Source organism: Streptomyces sp. NPDC088785 (assembly GCF_044750685.1).
In the GTDB taxonomy this organism is placed as follows: Bacteria; Actinomycetota; Actinomycetes; order Streptomycetales; family Streptomycetaceae; genus Streptomyces.
On record NZ_JBIVKH010000013.1, the window covers coordinates 36,056 to 51,712 of the forward strand.

Consider the following 15,657-nt stretch of genomic DNA (forward strand, 5'->3'; position numbering starts at 1 on the left):
GCGCGGGCACCCCGGGCGGTACGTCGACACGGGTCCCGCGGGTGGTGGGCGCGCGGCCGGGCCACGGGCGGTGCGCCGCGCTCCGTTGACCGTGCCCCGGTGACGCCTTCGCGCCCACTAGCGTCCGCGGCGGTAAAGCCGGTTCCAGTGGACGGAGTTGAGGGCGTGGCCGACGGCATGTACATCGACGGGGCCGGGCTGACGAGGCTCGGCAAGAGCTTCGAGGCGTACGCGTACGACCTTGAGAGCTACGCCAGGGAGTTCAGATCGAGGACCGGGAGCGAGCAGATCCACGACGGGTTCGGCGTGCTGACGGAGTCCGCCGAAGTGACCTCGGCCTACATCGAGTTGGCGGAGGGGATGGCCGCGTCGTTCGACGGCATCCGGCGCCATCTGGACGAGATCGGGGCGGGGCTGCGGGACAACGCCCACAACACCGCGTCCGCGGACGGCACCTTGGCGGACCTGTTCCACGGCGGCCCCGGCCACACCGCCGAAGGCGGCCGTGCCGGTGGTGGGCGGTGAGTGGCGAGGGGGTGGCCGAGGAGGTCTACGAGGCGGGCATCGAGGTCATCGATCCCGGTGGCCGCCCGGACGTCCTGCGGGACGCGGCCGACGGCTGGCGGGCCATGCGCACCCGCCTCGGCTCCCTCTTCTCCGAGCTGGACCAGCAGGTGGAGAGCACGCTGGGCGAGCACTGGCGGGGCGCCGCGGCCGACGCCTTCTCGGCCCACTGGAATGAGCTGACGAAGGCCGTCGACGCGACGCTGCCCCTGTTCGAGGAGGCCGCCCGCGGCCTGGACGAGGCGGCGAAGTCCATCGAGGAGGTCAACGAGGAGATCCATCAGATCTACCTGGAGATCGGTGTCTCCGTCGCCGCGGGCGTGGCGCTGTCCTTCGTCACCGTCGGATTCGGGGCGGCCGCGGGCGCCGCGAACGCGGTGCGCCTCGCCGGCCAGGCCGCCCGGGCCGCGACCCGTCTGGGCGCCCTGCTGAGCAGGGTGGCCCGGTGCTTCCGCGCGGTGCAGACCATGGCGCGTCACCACAGGGCGATGAAGTTGCTGCTGACGACGGGGGTCCAGTACGCCGGTGGCCTCGGGTCGGGCATGGCGACGAGCGTCGTCGGCGGCAAGGGCCTCCAGTGGCGGGAGAACCTCGTGAACGCCGGATTCGGTGTCCTGGGCGGCGCCGGGGCCGGGGCGGCGATCGGCGGACGGCTCGGCGGCGGGATCGTCGAGAGCGCGGTGACCGGCGGCGTCGGCGGCGCCGGAGCGAGCGTCGCGGGGGACCTGGCCACCAACGCGGTCAGGGGCGAGAGGAATGACGCCGCGCAGATCGGCATCGGCGCGGTCACCGGCGGCCTGGGCGGCGCCGCGGGTGGGGCCGCCGCCCAGCACGCCCTCCATACGCCGAGGCGGCTCGGCGGGGCGCGCGGGCTCGGCATCGACGTCGGCGTCAACGGCGCCGTCGGCGTGGGCGCGGGGACGGCCGGTGACCGCCTCAAGGACACGCGGGAGAGTGCCGCCGCGAGCGACGAACACCACGTGCGGCGCCTGCGGGGCGGGCCCGACACCGAGAAGTTCGGGGCGTTCGGATGAGCCGGCCCGGCGGGGCGGCCGGGGCGCACATACCACCGGGGGCGGCAGATGCGGATGCATCTGCCGCCCCCGGGCGGGTACCGCTGGGCGTCACGACCAGACGTTGGTGTTCCGCTGCTCGGTCTGCTGGTAGTTCTGGGCGGCCGTGTCCAGGGCGCGGGCGATGGACTCCAGCGTCGAGTGCAGGGACGCGGCGCGCTGGTCCCACTCGTTCTGCTTGGCCTGGTAGCCCTCCTGGGCGGCACCTTCCCAGCTCGAAGCGATGCGCTTGACGCCGGCCTCGAGGTCGTCGAGCTGCTGACGCACGTTGCTGGCGGTGGACTTGACGTCCTGGGACGCCTGGGAAATGGTCTGGAAATTGACCAGAACCTGACCGGACATGATCTCCCCCGGGGGATTGTGGACGAACGGTGAGAAAGCTCTGCGGGCTACGAGCTGAGAACTGCGAGCCAAGAGCTACGAGCGGCGGGCGGAAGTCCGCCGCGAGCTCGGGAAGGTCGAGCGGTCCGTGCGGCTCAGCCGAACGGGGAGGCCTCGGCACCCGAGGAGATGTGACCGATGGACGCGGCCTGCTCCTCTTCGGACGACTGGTAGTTGCTCGCCGTCGAGTCGATCGCTTCCTTGATCTCGTTGAGGACCCGGTTCAGCGCGGTCGCGTCCTCATTCACCTGGTTCTGCAGGCTGTTGTACGCGTTGGCCGCCGAGCCCTTCCAGCCGGAGGTGATCGAGTCGACCACCGTCTGGAGGCGCTGGATCTCACCCTGGATGGACTCGTTCACCTGGGAGATACGGCCGCTGAACGCGACCATCTCCTCGTGCGTGACATTAAACTGACCAGCCATGGCCACTTGCCCCCATGAGATTCGACTTCGGTCCCCGCGACTCCCGGCTTCCTCAGGGAACCCCGCGCGCGGGTGGCACTTCTCGGGAGTGCCGCGACCGTACTTTAGTCACAATTGACACGGCCACCAAGGTTGTTACCCGGGTTGGCCCGCACCGTGACAGGACTCTCACATTGTCACAGACGCATCAGGCCTCAGCCGAAGGTGGCCCTGACCCGCTCCTCCTCCGCCACAGATCCGGAACCCGAGGCCCCGGCTTCTCCCCAGGCGCCGACGGGTCCGGAGGCGCCGGGAGACGGTGGGGCCGGTGTGGTGGAAGAGGCCGCCGTGGATGTGGCTCCCGATGATACCGATGCCCCCGCCGGCCCGTCGGCACCGGACCCACCGACCTCATCGGCACCAGACCCACCGGCCTCGTCGACACCGGACCCACCGACTTCATCGGCACCGGATCCACCGGCACCCGCCCCACCGCGCAGCGCGTCCACCCCGGACCGGACCCGGTTCCCGGCCGCTTCGGTCGCCCGGTCGGTCCCCGCGTCGATGTACGTCCGCGGGTCGACGAGGCCCGTGATGCCGTCCGCCTTCTCCTGGAGCCCGTCCCTGATGCCGCTGACGGCCGTCTCCTTGAAGGACTCGTAGCCGGCCCCCGCCGCCGCGCCGAAGTCGATGCTCCGCTGCGCTCCGAAGTGGGTCTTGACGCCCTGTTCGACGATGCTCCGGCCGGCGGCCCTTCCCGCCTCGGCGGCGGCCTCCTTCAGCACCTCCACGATCATCTCCCTGATCGCCTTCACGGAGGCCTGCTCGACGGCGTCCTCGATCGTCCTGAGCACCAGCCGCTTCAGCTCGTCGAGCAGCCGGCGCACGACGAGCCGGGTGGCCTGGGTCGCGCCCGCGGCCCCGAGCTCCGACAGCCCGAGGGTGAGCGGCGCGGCGGCCTGCGCGGCGGCGATCTCGATGGCGAGCGCGATGAGCTGCGCGATCACCGCGACCTTGCTCCCGATGACCACCAGCGCGACCGCGTCGAGGGCGAAGGAGAGGATCTCGGCGGCCTGTGCCGCGTCCTCCAGATAGCCGCCGCCCGCGCCGGAGAACTTCTGCCACGCGGCACCGAAACCCTCCACCGCCGCACCGGAGTTGGCGGCGAGGACGGTCCGGGCCGCGCCGGTGCCCGTGCCCTGCGCCCGGCGGACCGCTCCCGCGAACTCCCGCCACGCCTGGGCCGCTTCGTGGATCCTGTCCTCGTCGGCGTCCGGCCAGCTGTAGCCGAGCAGATCCAGGACCCACTCGATCTCCGACGGCAAGGTCAAGGCCATGGTGTGCGACTCCCCGTGTGCGTACGTCCTGATGAACGCGCACGCCCCGTGTGTGGTGACGGGGGCGTCGGCGGAACCGCATCCCCCGTCCGGTGCTCGGTCAGTGCGTGATGCCGGGCCGCCGGGCGGCGTACGTCACGATGCTGCGGGTCCGCTCGTCCTCGGTCAGCTCGTACCGCGCGCCCATGACCGCGAGGTTCGTGCCGATCGTGTCGAGTTCCGAGGCGAGGTGCGCCATCGAGTCGAGCATGCCGTCGCGCACCGGCCCGTAGAGGCCGGCGAAGGTGCCGATGATGTCCTCGCCCCAGCCCGACTCGGCCGCTTCGAGCGACGACGCGAGCTTCTCGGTCGCGGCCTTGAAGTCGGCGCCGAGGTCCGTGAACACCCCGCCCTGGTCCTTCAGAACGGCCGGATCGACGTCGTAACCGGTGCCTGCCATGCGCTCCCCCTGAGTACCGCGGTACCGCGGAACCGCGTCGCGTGGAAAGCCGTCACTCTAGTGCTGCCGGTTACCAGCGATTCACCGCCCGCTCCATCCTCACCCCGCGCAATCCCCACCCCGCGCTCACACCCACGCCATGTCCCTGCGCTACCGTGCAGCGGCCCGCCGTCCGCGCCCCCACCGCGAGGAACCCGAGACCCCGACATGGCCGACCAGCAGCCGAATCCGTACCAGCAGGCGAACCCCTCCCAGCAGCCGCGGCCCCGGCAACCACCGTGGGGCCCACCGCCCCCGTCGCCGTACCCGGCGGGCCGGAAGGTTCCGGTCCTGGGGCGGCTGGTCGGGGCCGGCATCGTCGTCGTCGCGCTGTTCTTCGGCGGCTACTTCGCCTGGGAGGGCCTGTACGCGGCCGGGGTGCGCGGCACGCACGGCGAGCTGAAGGTCGACAAGTGCGTCACCACGTACGAGCGTCATCGCACGCACGGGCACTACCGGACGCGGCGCAGCTACGACTGCCACGGCACGTTCACCTCGGACGACGGCGGCACGAAGGACCCCGACGCGGTCCTGGACACCGAGACGCGCCGCACGGCGGGCGAGACGGTCGCGGTGACCCGGGCGGGCGGGGCCGTGTCCGCCGGGCGCGACTTCGACTACGTGCTCTCCGACGCCCGGCACGCCGGGTTCGACTTCGCCGCGGCCTGCGCACTACTCATCGGCGTCGCGCTCGGCGTCTTCTGCACCGTCACGGGCTACTTCCCCGGCAGGCGCTGCCAGGTGTCGTACCAGGAGGCCTGGCGCGCGTCGGCGCGCGGCGCGACACGGCCGGTCGTCCTCGCGCTCGGCGCGGCCGGCGCACTGGGGGCGCTGGTGTCGCTGCTCCTCGGGTACGCGCTCTAGCGCCGCCGGTCCGCGCCGCTACCGGATGCGGCTGTCGCGGACGGCGCCGCCGCCCTGCGGGTCCTCGTCCGGGTCGTACTCGCGCACCCGCTGGCGCTCCTGCGGCGACATGTTCTTCCACTGCTCGCGCAGCGGGGCCAGTCCCTCGCCGAGCGCGCGGTGGCCGGCCGGGCTGTCCAGTACGTCCTTCAACTCCATCCGGCCGGACAGGAGTTGACGGGCCAGGTCCTGGAGCGCGGCCGGGGCGTTCGGCAGGTCGCGGACCTTGCGCAGGGATGCCGTGAGGTGCTCGTTCTGCTCCTCGGTGAGGTTCTTGTCCTCGATGGGATAGTCGCGCTCGCCGAGTGCGTCGAGGCGGTCGCGGTTTCCGGGTCCGGTGTTCATGGTGTGGGGCTCCCCCTTGTGGATGCGTAGCTGGTGGTGGGTGCGTGAAGGCGTCAGCCGAACGTGGCGCGGACCTGGGCGGCCTCCGAGCCCCCGACGGACGCGGTGGCCGGTTCCGCGGGCGCGGCGGCCGGGGCCGGTGCCGGGGACGAGGACGGCGAGGACGGCGTGGACGGCGTGGACGGCGTGGACGGCTCGGACGGCTCGGACGGCTCGGACGGCTCGGACGGCTCGGACGGCTCGGACGCCGTGGTGGGGGTGTCCGCCGTGGTGGGGGTGTCCGCCGTGGACGGGGTCGAGGTGCCCGACTCCGCGGACGGCTTCTCGGTGGCGTTGTCGAACAGCTCGCCCGCGCCCTGCACGGCGGTCCGCAGCCCGCCCGGGTCGCCCGCGTCGACCGCCGCGAGGCCCTGCACGACCTTGCCGCCCGCCTTGGCCTCGAAGTCGTAGCCGTTTCCGTCGTCGTTCACGGAGATCTCGCCGGCCACCTTCCCCATCGCGGGGTTGACGGTGGCGGCCCCGAGTCCCAGCAGGGACTCCCCCAGACCGCCTCCCGCGCCGAGGCTCACCTTGATGCTCTGCGTCGCCGCCTCACTGGCGACGGACTTCAGGGTGTCCTTGGCCAGGTCCTCCAGGATGGTCTTCGCCTCCTTGACGACCCGCTCCTTGAGCGCCTCCTGGACGGCCTGCCAGACCTTCTGCGCGGCTTCCTTGAGCAGCCGCCCGACGAGCTGCCTGACCATGACGACGCGGGCGGCGAAGGCCGCCTCCGAGGCGCCGAGCGTGAAAACGGCACTGGCCTGCGCCGCCGCGAACTCGATGGCCAGGTCGATGAGTTGGATGATGATGGCCAGCTTCATCTCGGCCACGATCGCCGCACAGGCGGTGAGCGCGCCGGCCAGGGCGCCCGACGCCATGGTGATCACGTCGAGGTAGCCGACGCCCAGCGCCGCGTCCGCGAACCTGCCCCACTCGGCGGTGAACTTCTCGACGGCCTCGCCGGAGAAGGCGGTGATCGGCTGCGCCGCCGAGTTGCCCTGCGTCTGCGCGTCGGCCGCGGCCTGACCGAGCTGGAGCCACTCGTTGGCGGCCTCGATCATCTTGACTTCATTGAGGTTCGGCCAGTCGAACCCGAGCAGGTCGAGAATCCAGTCGAGTTCGGGCGGCAGTACGGTGATCTCGTCCCAGGCCACGTGCTTGCTCCTCAGCGATACGTCTACGCCGGGGCGTGCTCGCCCCGCGTCGGGTGCCCGCGCCCTGTGGGAGGGCGGACCCGGTGGGAGGGGTCAGGCCCCGCGGTTCTGCGACGCCTGCATGAGCGCCCGGTAGTGGTCCTGCTCCGTCTTGTCGTACTGCTCGGCCATGGAGTCGAGCTTCTCGCCGACGCCCTTCAGGGCCTCCGTGAGGTGTTCGAGCGAGTCCCGGATCCCGGCGCTGATCGGCTTGTAGAAGTCGAGGATCGTGGTGGCCACTCCGGCGTCGTCGTCGCCGAATCCGTCCTCGAGTTCCCCGATCGCGTCGCCCGACTTCGTCGCCGCGGATCCGAAGTCCTCGCCGAGGCGCGCGAAGGCGCGCCCCTGGGACCTCAGGACGTCCGCGTCGATGTCGTATCCAGCGCCCGCCATGGACTGCTCCCCCCGCCGCTCTGCTGCCCGTACCGGCTCCGCGAGCCGAATGTCGTACTGTAGTCGACCACATCCTCAGGCGGCACGGCAGGCACGGTGTCTTCACGCTCCGGGCCCAGCACCGCCACGGGCACCCGTCACAGCGCCGCCGACCTGGCATTTCCCCCCATCACCGGGCCTCTCACGGAAACTTCGACATGACCTCTCCCCCCTCGCCCGCCTCCCCCGCACCGCCCCCCGTGCCGGATCCCGCGGCTCGGGGGGCCGCCGCGGAGGGGTCCCCCGCCACCCCCGTACCGCCGTCCCCGGTCGGACGCTGGTTCGGGGTCGCGCTGGCCGTCGCCGCGCTCGCGGTGATCTGGTACGGCTTCTCGACCGCCGCCCTGTCCTCGGGACTCGTGGGCACGCGGGGCGCGCTGACCATCAGCACCTGCGAGACCCAGTTCGGTGCGGGCGGCGGGCGCTCCAGCGGCTCGCACCCCACCAAGCGGGTGCGTGAACTCACCTGCGAGGGCACGTTCCGCTCGTCCGACGGCTCCGTCGTGGACCGCTCCGCGCGCCTCACCCTGGACGGGAACCAGGGCGGCGGTGACGGCGACGCCATCAGCGAGATCCGCAAGCAGGACCTGGACCGCGGTTACGAGCCGGGATACGAGGTGGACGTCAACCGCTCCGCCGACGGCGGTCTGCACGTCACGAGCTGGCTGTCGATCGCCAACTGCCTGTGCCTCGGCTTCTTCGCGGTGATCGTCCTCGGCTACAGCATCACCTGTGTCGGCGCGGGCCACTTCCCCCGCAAGGGCATCGGCCCGTCGTACAGCGAGGGGACCGCGAGTCTGCCCAAGTGGGCGACGAACACCGAGAGTTGGCTGTGGGTGATCGGCGGCGTCGGGCTGCTTCTCGCCATCGTCTTCCGGGTGCTGCTGATGTTCGGGGCCTTCGCGAGCCTGCTGGTGTGAGGCCCGGTCAGGGCGCCCGGGCGGGTCGCGCCCGCCTGGGCCGCCCGGGCGCCGGGGACGGCGGCCCGGGAGCGGACGGCCACGGCATTCCGCACGTTCCTGCTCGCTGCGTTCCTCGGCTCGCTACGTTCCTCGGCTCGCCCGGGGTCGGCGCGCCCGGCGGCGAGACCACGCTGAACACCACCGCCGTGCGGCCGGGTGCACCGCCGGGACCGTTCACGTTCCCCCACGACGCCATCGACGTGCCCGCGTGGACCGCCCGGCTCGACCAGCACCCGCGGTCGTCCTTCCAGCTCTGAAGCGGGCGGATGACCGCGGGGCGCCGTACGAGGAGGGCGCCGCTACTGCGGCGGCGGCTGCTGCGTCCAGCCCGAGGGCAGGCCGCCGCCGCCCTGCTGCGGCTGCGGCTGCTGGGGGGCCTGGGGCTGCTGCGGGTAGCCGTAGCCGGGCTGGGGCGCCGGGGGCTGGGGCGCGTAGCCCTGCTGCTGGGGGTAGCCGGCCGGGGGCATGCCGGGCTGGGCGCCGAACATGGGGCCCGCCTGCAGCTGGCTCTGGCCGCGCTGCGCGAAGTCCTCGGCGATCAGGGCGGCGATCTCGAAATACGCCTCCCGGGTCTTCGGGCGCATCATGTCGAGGTCGACCTCGGCGCCCGCCGCCAGGTGCTCGTCGAACGGCACGACGACGACCCCGCGGCACCGGGTCTCGAAGTGGCTGACGATGTCGTCCACCTTGATCATCTTGCCGGTCTCGCGGACCCCGGAGATGACGGTCAGGGAACGCTGGACGAGGTCCGCGTAGCCGTGCGCCGACAGCCAGTCGAGGGTGGTGCTGGCGCTGGACGCGCCGTCCACCGACGGGGTGGAGATGATGACCAACTGGTCGGCCAGGTCCAGGACTCCGCGCATCGCGGAGTAGAGCAGACCGGTGCCGGAGTCGGTCAGAATGATCGGGTACTGCCTGCCGAGGACGTCGAGGGCGGCGCGGTAGTCGGCGTCGTTGAAGGACGTCGAGACGGCCGGGTCCACGTCGTTGGCGATGATCTCCAGGCCGGAGGGCGCCTGCGAGGTGAAGCGGCGGATATCCATGTACGAGTGCAGGTGCGGGATGTTCTGCACCAGGTCGCGGATGGTCGCGCCGGTCTCGCGGCGCACGCGGCGGCCGAGCGTGCCGGCGTCCGGGTTGGCGTCGATCGCGAGGATCTTGTCCTGCCGCTCGGAGGCGAGCGAGGCGCCGATGGACATCGTCGTGGTCGTCTTGCCGACGCCGCCCTTGAGGCTGATCACGGCGATGCGGTAGCAGGACATGACCGGCGTGCGGATCAGTTCCAGCTTGCGCTGCCGCTCGGCCTCGGCGGCCTTGGCGCCCAGCTTGAACTTGCTGGGGCCCTTGTTGTTGTTCTTCCGCTTCGGCTGGTTGCGCAGCAGGCGGTCGGAGCTCAGCTCGACCTGCGCGTTGTAGCCGAGCGGCGCGCCGGGCGCCGACCGCTGCTGGCCCGCGCCCGGGTCCCAGCCCGCACGGGGGTCGGCCGACGGCTGGGGGTACGGGGTCGGCGCGGGCGCCGGAGCGGCGGCCTGCGGGGCCGGCTGCTGGTAGGGCTGCTGCTGGCCGTACGGGCCGAACGGGGCCTGGCCCGGCTGCGGTTGGGGCTGCTGCGGGGCCGGAGGCTGCTGCTGGCCGGGCTGGGGCTGGCCGGGCTGCTGCGGGTAGCCGTACCCGACGGGCGGCTGCTGCTGCGCGGGTGCGGGCTGCTGGCCGTACGGGTTCGGTGTCTGCGGCGGCATCGGCTGGCCGGGGGCGGGCTGCTGGTGCTGCGGGTAGCCCGGGGTCGGCTGCTGGCCCGGAGCCTGCTGGTGCGGCTGGGGTTGCGGCTGCGGGTAGCCGTAACCGCCCGCGGCGGGCGGGAGCGGCGCGCCCTGCTGGGGCTGCGGGGGCTGCTGCTGGGGCTGCGGGTAGCCGTAGCCGCCGGCCGGGGGCGCGGGCTGGGCCGGGGCCTGCTGTTGCGGGTAGCCGTAGTTCTCGGCGGGCGGCAGCGGCGCGCCCGGGGTCGGCTGCGCGGGCTGCTGCTGCGGGTAGCCGTACGCCTCGGCGGGCGGCAGCGGCGCGCCCTGGGCGGGCGGTACCGGCTGGCCCGGGAGCTGCTGCTGGGGCTGCGGTGCGGCGGGCGCGGGGGTCGCCGGGGCGGGAGCGGGGGCGGGTGCCTCGGGCGCGGGGGCGGGCGGCGCGACCTGCGCGGCCTGCGGTGCCTGCGGTGCCTGAGTGGGCTGCTGTGCCGGTGCGGCGGTGTCGGCGTGGGGCTCGGCGGCCGGGGCCTCGTCGTCCTCGTCGTCGCCCCACAGGTCGCCCGTGGGGTCCACGACGCCGGACCGGTGGCTCGACTCGGCCGGGTCCTCGGCGGGAGCGGGCGGGGCCGGGGGCGCGACGGGTGCGGGTGCCGCGGCGTCCCCGGCGCCCTGCTGCTCGGCCGGTGCCGTGCCGGGGCCCGTCGGCGCGCCCGGGGTCCCGAAGCTCGGGAAGCCGGGGGCCGCCGCGGCCGCGGACTGGGCGGGCGGCGCGGGGGTCGCGGGCGTGCCGGACCGGGGGGCGTCGGGCGCCGCGGCGCCCGGTTCACCCGCATTCGTGTACCAGGACGGCGCGTCGAAGTCGAGGTGGAACTCGCCAGTCAGTTCCGTCTCGATCGATCCGTCGCCGAGGTCCGGGTTCCGCTGGTCCCGGTCACTGGTCACTACGCCTCCTGGTCTTGGCTGTGCATCTGAACGACTGGGCCTGGCAGGGCTCCCCGTTCGTCCCCCGGGCCGCTGAGGCGGTCCCGCACCATGTGCGTCATTGCCGTTCGTCACGACAGCCTAAACGCTGCGGGGCACCCACCGTAAAGGCGGTACGCACGACTCCCGTACCGCCCCTCGGCGGGGCCGGACGCAGGGTCCGGCCGTCAGTCCATGCGGCGCGGACCGCCGAGCAGACCGGTCTCCGGATCCGTCGGCTGCACCATCACGTACTGGTGCTTGCCGCCCGCGATCCACAGCATCGTCGCGTCGCTGAGCGTCGGCAGCGTCCGGGTGAGCTGCTCGGGCAGCCGCAGCACGCGCCCGATGACCTCGGCCTCCTGCGGGGAGACGCTCTGGAGGCCGATCACGTCGGCCCGGGTGAGCAGCCGCGGCGCGCGCGGGCCGAGGAACGGGACCACGGTGAGCGTCGACTGCCAGGGCATGGGCGCGAGTTGGGAGCGTCCGGGCTGGGCGCCCAGGTCGCGCACGACGAGGACGGGGCTGGCGACCGACGCGCCCTGCGCGGCGAGCTGGCCCGGCTCGTACACCGCGACGCACTGCAGACCGCCGCCCGCCGCCTGGGCCATCGGCGCCCACGCCTGGGGGCGCACCGACTCGACGGCGATGCGGGCGCCGACGGCCGCGGTGCGCAGCGCGATGATCTGGGCGGTCCACATCGAGCCGACGACGACCACGTCGAGCGGCTTGGGGCGCAGCACGTCGAGGACGGCGGGCATGCCCTGCGGGTCGACGCCGATGACGACGCCGTCGTCGCCGACGCTGACGCCGAGCGAGCCGAGGGACTTCTTCGGCAGGACGTGCCGGCGGCGGCGCGGGCCGCGCAGGCCGTAGCCCGCGTGGCTGAACTCCTCCTCGAACTCGGCGAAGTCGTCGTCGTCGGCGTCGGGCTCGTCGGGCAGCGCCCGGTGCGTGGGCCGGCCGGAGCCGACCTCGGGGGCCGGGGCGTACGTCATGGTGGTGGAGGCGGCCGGTTCCGGCGCGGGCTGCTGCTGGAGGTGGCCCGCACCGCCGGAGAAGTCGCCCTGCGCGGGGATGCCGCCCTGGAACGCGCCCTGGGGCGGCGCCTGTTGGGGCTGCGCCTGAGGCTGGGGCTGCGCCTGAGGCTGCGGCTGGGGCGGCTGCGCGAACTGCTGCTGAGCCGCCGCCTGCTGCTGCCGCTGCTGGTCCTCCCACTGGCGGCGCCGCGCCTCGGCCTCCTCGGCCCGGCGCTGCTCCTCCTGGTAGCGGGCGCGCAACTGCCGCTGTTCCTCGGCGTGCTGGGCGGCGACGGCCTGCTGCTGCGCGGCCGCCTGCTGGGCCGCGGCCTGCTGGGCGGCGGCCCGTTCGGCCTCGGCGCGCTGCTGGGCGGCCGCCTGCTGCTCCGCCGCCTGCTGCGCCTCCCACTGCCGGCGGCGCGCCTCGGCCTCGGCCGCGCGACGCTGCTGCTCGGCGGCCTGCTGCTGCGCGGCCTGCTGCTCGGGCGTGAGCTGCTGCTGCGGTTGCTGTTGTTGCTGCTGCTGCTGCTGCGGGTAGCCGTATCCGCCCTGCTGCTGGGCCGCGGCGGCCTGCTGGGCCTCCCACTGGCGGCGCCGCTCGGCGGCCTCCGCGGCGCGGCGCTGCTGCTCGGCGTGCTCCTCGGGGGTCAGCTGCCCGCGCGGGTCCCGGGGGTCGCGGTTTTCGGGGGTGCTCATCAGCTCGTGCCTCCGAGGGGAAGGGTGGCCAGGAGGCCGGGCAGCTGTTCCCGGTCGAGGCGGACGAGGCCGGCCTTGAGCGCGGTGGAGGAGCGTTCGAGCTCGCGCTTGGCCTGGTCCAGCTCGTTCTCGCTGCGCGCCGACAGCCGCACGTGCCCGCTGAGGGCGACGTCGTCGCGGCCCGCGCCGGAGACGGCGAGGGAGACGGTGGTGGCCATGGTGCGGGTGGTGGACAGTCCGCCGGTGAGCGCGGAGAGCGGCGTCGCGCCGGGGCCGAGCTGCGGCCACGTACCGACCCAGTACGAGGCGTGCCAGCGGTCGTCGCACCGCCAGGCCCGCACGGTCTCCTCGGTGCGCGGACCGGAACTGCCGCCGCGCGACTGGGCGTTGAGATTGGCGCGCGGGTTGACGCAGGCGGCCATGGACAGCGCGGAGATGATGCCGGTCTCGTCCAGGGCCTCGGCGCGGAAGCCGAGTCCGTTGAGCCGGCTGATCAGCTGGTCGGAGGCGCGCAGCAGGGCGCGCTGCGCGCCGCGCACCCCGCCGCCGCGGGCCTCGACGGCCTCGGGGCAGAGCTCGGGGTCGAGCTTGAGCGCCACCCAGGTCATCCGGACCGCGGGGGCGCCGGCCTGCGCCTGGACGGCCGCGTACGCCTGGGCGGCGAGGGCCTGCGGCGGCAGGTGCGGGGCCGGGGCGGGCTGGGTGTACTGGACCAGCTGCACCGATTCGAGGTGGATGTCCTCGACGTCCAGGGAGTCGGCGAGGAGTTCGACGGGCAGCGGCCGGGCGTCGCTCTGCGGCCGCAGCGGCCCCGGCGCGGAGTCGACCTGGACGAGGGTGGTCAGGAAGGTGCCGTCGCCGACGAAGCCGACGAGGCGCCGGTCGCGGGACTCGTACTCGTGCGTGCGCAGCGCCGGGTCCGCTTCGAGCAGCGGCGCGAAGGAGCTGTCGACCTCGGCGGGCGGCGGGCCGGTGAAGGTGCGGCGGCGGCGCTTGAGCGCGCGGCCGATCGCCATCCACTCGGGGAGCGGATGGCGCCTGCGGCGGCCGAGGTTGAAGAAGACGAGGAGTCCGCCGACGATCGCGGCGGGCACCATCAGGATGGCGCTGATCGCCGCGGCCGCCACGACGAGCGCGAGGGCGATCTGGATGATCAGCAGATGGTGGGCGCTGACCGGTCCGAAGCTGCCCGCCTTGCGCGGCAGCCTCGGACGGACCGGGCCCGCCGGCGGGCGCACGGCCGCCTCGGGCTGCGCCGGTGGTGTGGTGCGACCGCCGCGCCGGGTGGGCGGCCGGCCCTGTTGGGGCCTTCCCGTCCCGCGGCGCCCGGCCGGGGCCGGTCGCCCCTGATTGCCGCGCTGTCGGGTCCTGCTGGCGCTGGACATCCCCCGCCCTGCTCCTTCGCTCGCTGCTGTGGTGACCCGCCGGTCCGGCGGTGGCGCCGGGTCGGCCGGGGCCTCCGGGCCCTGAGTTTCACTGGCGCGTCGAAAATTGATACCCGTACGCCACGGGCCGATCGTCACACGGCATAGTAGAGGCCCGTGCGGCGCGTGCGCCGGGGGTGGTCGCGAAGTGGACCCAGGTAACTACCAGTACGGTCCGGCAAGAACGGGGAGATTACGTAACGATGGCGTCACGTCGTGATGAGCTGAATGCCTACAACTTCTCACGGAAGCGGACAGTTGCCTCTTTCCTGAAGCCGCTGCCCAACGGCTCGGTGGAGTCGGCGCCCAAGCCGCTGAAGCACGCGGTGTCGGGCATCGTGATGAGCGTCGTGATCCTCGCCGGGTTCGGGGCCTGCGGCTTGCTGAGCCCGGTGGCGCCCGAGGGCTGGGACACCCCGGAGGCCGGGATCATCGTCACCGACCCGTCGGCGACCCGGTACGTCGTCCTCAAGTCAGGCGAAAAGGACAAGAGTGGCAAGGACATTCCCGTCCTGCACCCGGTCCTGAACCTCGCCTCGGCGAAACTTCTGCTGGATCCGAAAAAGACCAAAGAAGGTTCTGTGAAGACCGTCAAGGAAAAATTCCTCGACGAGTCGAATATCGCCCAGGGTTCGATGGTCGGAATTCCGTACGCCCCCGACCGGCTGCCGAACGCCAAGGACGCGGGTACCCCGAAGGTGTGGGCCCTGTGCCAGCAGGCGAGCGCCAGCAGCACGGACAAGGCCTCGGTGCAGCAGACGATCCTCGTGCTCGACAAGAAGGACGCGAAGAAGGTCGCGGAGAAGGGGTCGGGAAAGCTGGCGGCCGGCCGGGCGCTGTACGTGCAGGACAAGCGCCGCACGCCGTACCTGGTGAGCAGCCGCGGCGTGGCCTACCAGCTCCGGGCGAGCGGCACCGGTGACCTCGACTCGGTGGTGCGCACGCTGTTCGGGGACGGCGCCGAGCCGATGACCGTCACGGACGACTGGCTGAGCACGCTCAGGACCAGCCCGCAGGCGATCTCGATGCCGTCGGTGCCGGACGACGGGCAGCCGTCGCAGGCGAAGGGCGTGCCCGCCAAGTTCCGCACCACGGGCACCCTGCTGCGCACCCGCAGGGGCCAGCACTACCTGGTGGAGCGGGACCGGCTCGTCCCGGTGACGGAGTTCCAGACCGCCCTGCTGAAGGAGGTCCTGGCCAACTCGCGTACGGAGACGGTCAATCAGACCGACATCCAGCCGGACACCGAGGGCAGGCTGGCGGGCGCCGAGTCCTGGCCCGCCCCGGCCGTCACGCTGGCCAACGGCGGCCGGACGGACACCGCCTGCTCCGTGTACGGCGGCGGCAGGTCGACCGACCTGACCACGTGGGCCGGTACGTCCCTGCCCATCCGGTCGATCGCGGCGAGCGCGTCCTCGTACGTGAGCCCGGGCAGCGGACTGCTCTACCAGGAGCAGCAGGGCACGTCGAGCACCGGCTTCAACTACCTGGTCACGGACACCGGCCTGCGCTACTACCTGCCGGTCAACAACGACTCGGGCAAGGACAAGTCGGGCTCCGACCAGGAAGAGGTCAGCAAGGCGAAGATCCGCCTGGGCTACGAGAGCGCGCAGAAGGTGACGGTGCCCTCCCAGTGGTCGAAGCTGCTGCCGTCCGGGCCCGACCTGACGACGACGGCCGCCCAGCAGACGCAGAACTCCTAGGGGGCAGT

General features: G+C 73.1%; 16 protein-coding genes. 6 read left to right on the forward strand and 10 right to left on the reverse strand.

Annotated elements, in window-relative coordinates; translation table 11 throughout:
• Window positions 1-165: 165 nt before the first annotated feature.
• Complete coding sequence (locus tag ACIP5K_RS28165; protein ID WP_401413948.1) at window positions 166-525, forward strand: hypothetical protein; 360 nt, start codon at window positions 166-168, stop codon at window positions 523-525.
• Window positions 522-1,598, forward strand: coding sequence for a WXG100 family type VII secretion target (locus ACIP5K_RS28170; protein ID WP_401413949.1), 1,077 nt, complete (start codon window positions 522-524; stop codon window positions 1,596-1,598). The genes ACIP5K_RS28165 and ACIP5K_RS28170 overlap by 4 nt, the downstream gene beginning before the upstream one ends.
• A gap of 90 nt (window positions 1,599-1,688) precedes the next feature.
• Here the strand turns inward: ACIP5K_RS28170 and ACIP5K_RS28175 are convergent, their stop codons facing one another.
• The 4 genes from ACIP5K_RS28175 to ACIP5K_RS28190 form a co-directional block, all read right to left on the reverse strand.
• Entirely contained in the window at window positions 1,689-1,979 is a 291-nt protein-coding gene (locus ACIP5K_RS28175; RefSeq protein ID WP_018532910.1) for a WXG100 family type VII secretion target, read from the reverse strand.
• A gap of 134 nt (window positions 1,980-2,113) precedes the next feature.
• Window positions 2,114-2,440, reverse strand: a complete 327-nt coding sequence (locus ACIP5K_RS28180; protein WP_401413952.1) for a WXG100 family type VII secretion target — start codon at window positions 2,438-2,440, stop codon at window positions 2,114-2,116.
• A 194-nt stretch (window positions 2,441-2,634) separates the two neighbouring features.
• Window positions 2,635-3,756 carry a PE-PGRS family protein gene (locus ACIP5K_RS28185; protein ID WP_401413953.1) on the reverse strand — a complete coding sequence of 374 codons (1,122 nt, stop codon included), beginning with the start codon at window positions 3,754-3,756 and terminating at the stop codon, window positions 2,635-2,637.
• A gap of 100 nt (window positions 3,757-3,856) precedes the next feature.
• Window positions 3,857-4,195: a WXG100 family type VII secretion target gene (locus tag ACIP5K_RS28190; RefSeq protein ID WP_401413955.1), complete on the reverse strand. Its 339-nt coding sequence runs from the start codon at window positions 4,193-4,195 to the stop codon at window positions 3,857-3,859.
• Between the two features lie 207 nt (window positions 4,196-4,402).
• On the opposite strand from ACIP5K_RS28190, the gene ACIP5K_RS28195 reads away from it, so the two are divergent.
• Complete coding sequence (locus tag ACIP5K_RS28195; protein WP_401413957.1) at window positions 4,403-5,098, forward strand: hypothetical protein; 696 nt, start codon at window positions 4,403-4,405, stop codon at window positions 5,096-5,098.
• 18 nt (window positions 5,099-5,116) lie between these two features.
• On the opposite strand, the gene ACIP5K_RS28200 is transcribed toward ACIP5K_RS28195, so the two are convergent.
• From ACIP5K_RS28200 to ACIP5K_RS28210, 3 genes are all read right to left on the reverse strand, one after another.
• Window positions 5,117-5,482, reverse strand: a complete 366-nt coding sequence (locus ACIP5K_RS28200; protein ID WP_401413958.1) for a hypothetical protein — start codon at window positions 5,480-5,482, stop codon at window positions 5,117-5,119.
• Window positions 5,483-5,535: 53 nt separating this feature from the next.
• Entirely contained in the window at window positions 5,536-6,675 is a 1,140-nt protein-coding gene (locus ACIP5K_RS28205) for a hypothetical protein (RefSeq protein ID WP_401413960.1), read from the reverse strand.
• Between the two features lie 93 nt (window positions 6,676-6,768).
• Window positions 6,769-7,107, reverse strand: a complete 339-nt coding sequence (locus ACIP5K_RS28210; RefSeq protein ID WP_401413962.1) for a hypothetical protein — start codon at window positions 7,105-7,107, stop codon at window positions 6,769-6,771.
• A gap of 197 nt (window positions 7,108-7,304) precedes the next feature.
• On the opposite strand from ACIP5K_RS28210, the gene ACIP5K_RS28215 reads away from it, so the two are divergent.
• Together ACIP5K_RS28215 and ACIP5K_RS28220 are read left to right on the forward strand one after the other, a co-directional pair.
• Window positions 7,305-8,066, forward strand: a complete 762-nt coding sequence (locus ACIP5K_RS28215; protein WP_401413963.1) for a hypothetical protein — start codon at window positions 7,305-7,307, stop codon at window positions 8,064-8,066.
• Window positions 8,063-8,365, forward strand: a complete 303-nt coding sequence (locus ACIP5K_RS28220; protein ID WP_401413965.1) for a hypothetical protein — start codon at window positions 8,063-8,065, stop codon at window positions 8,363-8,365. The genes ACIP5K_RS28215 and ACIP5K_RS28220 overlap by 4 nt, the downstream gene beginning before the upstream one ends.
• 42 nt (window positions 8,366-8,407) lie before the next feature.
• Here the strand turns inward: ACIP5K_RS28220 and ACIP5K_RS28225 are convergent, their stop codons facing one another.
• The 3 genes from ACIP5K_RS28225 to eccE form a co-directional block, all read right to left on the reverse strand.
• Window positions 8,408-10,789, reverse strand: a complete 2,382-nt coding sequence (locus ACIP5K_RS28225; RefSeq protein ID WP_401413967.1) for an AAA family ATPase — start codon at window positions 10,787-10,789, stop codon at window positions 8,408-8,410.
• A 206-nt stretch (window positions 10,790-10,995) separates the two neighbouring features.
• The gene (locus ACIP5K_RS28230; protein WP_401413968.1) at window positions 10,996-12,522 is read right to left on the reverse strand and encodes a hypothetical protein; all 1,527 of its coding nucleotides are present in this window, start codon (window positions 12,520-12,522) and stop codon (window positions 10,996-10,998) included.
• Window positions 12,522-13,907 carry a type VII secretion protein EccE gene (gene eccE / locus ACIP5K_RS28235; RefSeq protein WP_401413970.1) on the reverse strand — a complete coding sequence of 462 codons (1,386 nt, stop codon included), beginning with the start codon at window positions 13,905-13,907 and terminating at the stop codon, window positions 12,522-12,524. Before eccE ends, ACIP5K_RS28230 begins: the two co-directional genes overlap by 1 nt.
• 242 nt (window positions 13,908-14,149) lie before the next feature.
• Here eccE and eccB point away from each other — a divergent pair, with 242 nt between their 5' ends.
• Window positions 14,150-15,649: a type VII secretion protein EccB gene (gene eccB, locus ACIP5K_RS28240; RefSeq protein WP_401413972.1), complete on the forward strand. Its 1,500-nt coding sequence runs from the start codon at window positions 14,150-14,152 to the stop codon at window positions 15,647-15,649.
• The last annotated feature ends 8 nt before the right edge of the window (window positions 15,650-15,657 follow it).

Coding starts and splice junctions, on each gene's coding strand:
- ACIP5K_RS28210 (WP_401413962.1), bottom strand. CDS start 7,107: ATGGCGGGCGCTGGATACGACATCGACGCGGACGTCCTGAGGTCCCAG.
- ACIP5K_RS28215 (WP_401413963.1), top strand. CDS start 7,305: ATGACCTCTCCCCCCTCGCCCGCCTCCCCCGCACCGCCCCCCGTGCCG.
- ACIP5K_RS28190 (WP_401413955.1), bottom strand. CDS start 4,195: ATGGCAGGCACCGGTTACGACGTCGATCCGGCCGTTCTGAAGGACCAG.
- ACIP5K_RS28195 (WP_401413957.1), top strand. CDS start 4,403: ATGGCCGACCAGCAGCCGAATCCGTACCAGCAGGCGAACCCCTCCCAG.
- ACIP5K_RS28230 (WP_401413968.1), bottom strand. CDS start 12,522: ATGAGCACCCCCGAAAACCGCGACCCCCGGGACCCGCGCGGGCAGCTG.
- ACIP5K_RS28185 (WP_401413953.1), bottom strand. CDS start 3,756: ATGGCCTTGACCTTGCCGTCGGAGATCGAGTGGGTCCTGGATCTGCTC.
- eccE (WP_401413970.1), bottom strand. CDS start 13,907: ATGTCCAGCGCCAGCAGGACCCGACAGCGCGGCAATCAGGGGCGACCG.
- ACIP5K_RS28175 (WP_018532910.1), bottom strand. CDS start 1,979: ATGTCCGGTCAGGTTCTGGTCAATTTCCAGACCATTTCCCAGGCGTCC.
- ACIP5K_RS28200 (WP_401413958.1), bottom strand. CDS start 5,482: ATGAACACCGGACCCGGAAACCGCGACCGCCTCGACGCACTCGGCGAG.
- ACIP5K_RS28180 (WP_401413952.1), bottom strand. CDS start 2,440: ATGGCTGGTCAGTTTAATGTCACGCACGAGGAGATGGTCGCGTTCAGC.
- eccB (WP_401413972.1), top strand. CDS start 14,150: ATGGCGTCACGTCGTGATGAGCTGAATGCCTACAACTTCTCACGGAAG.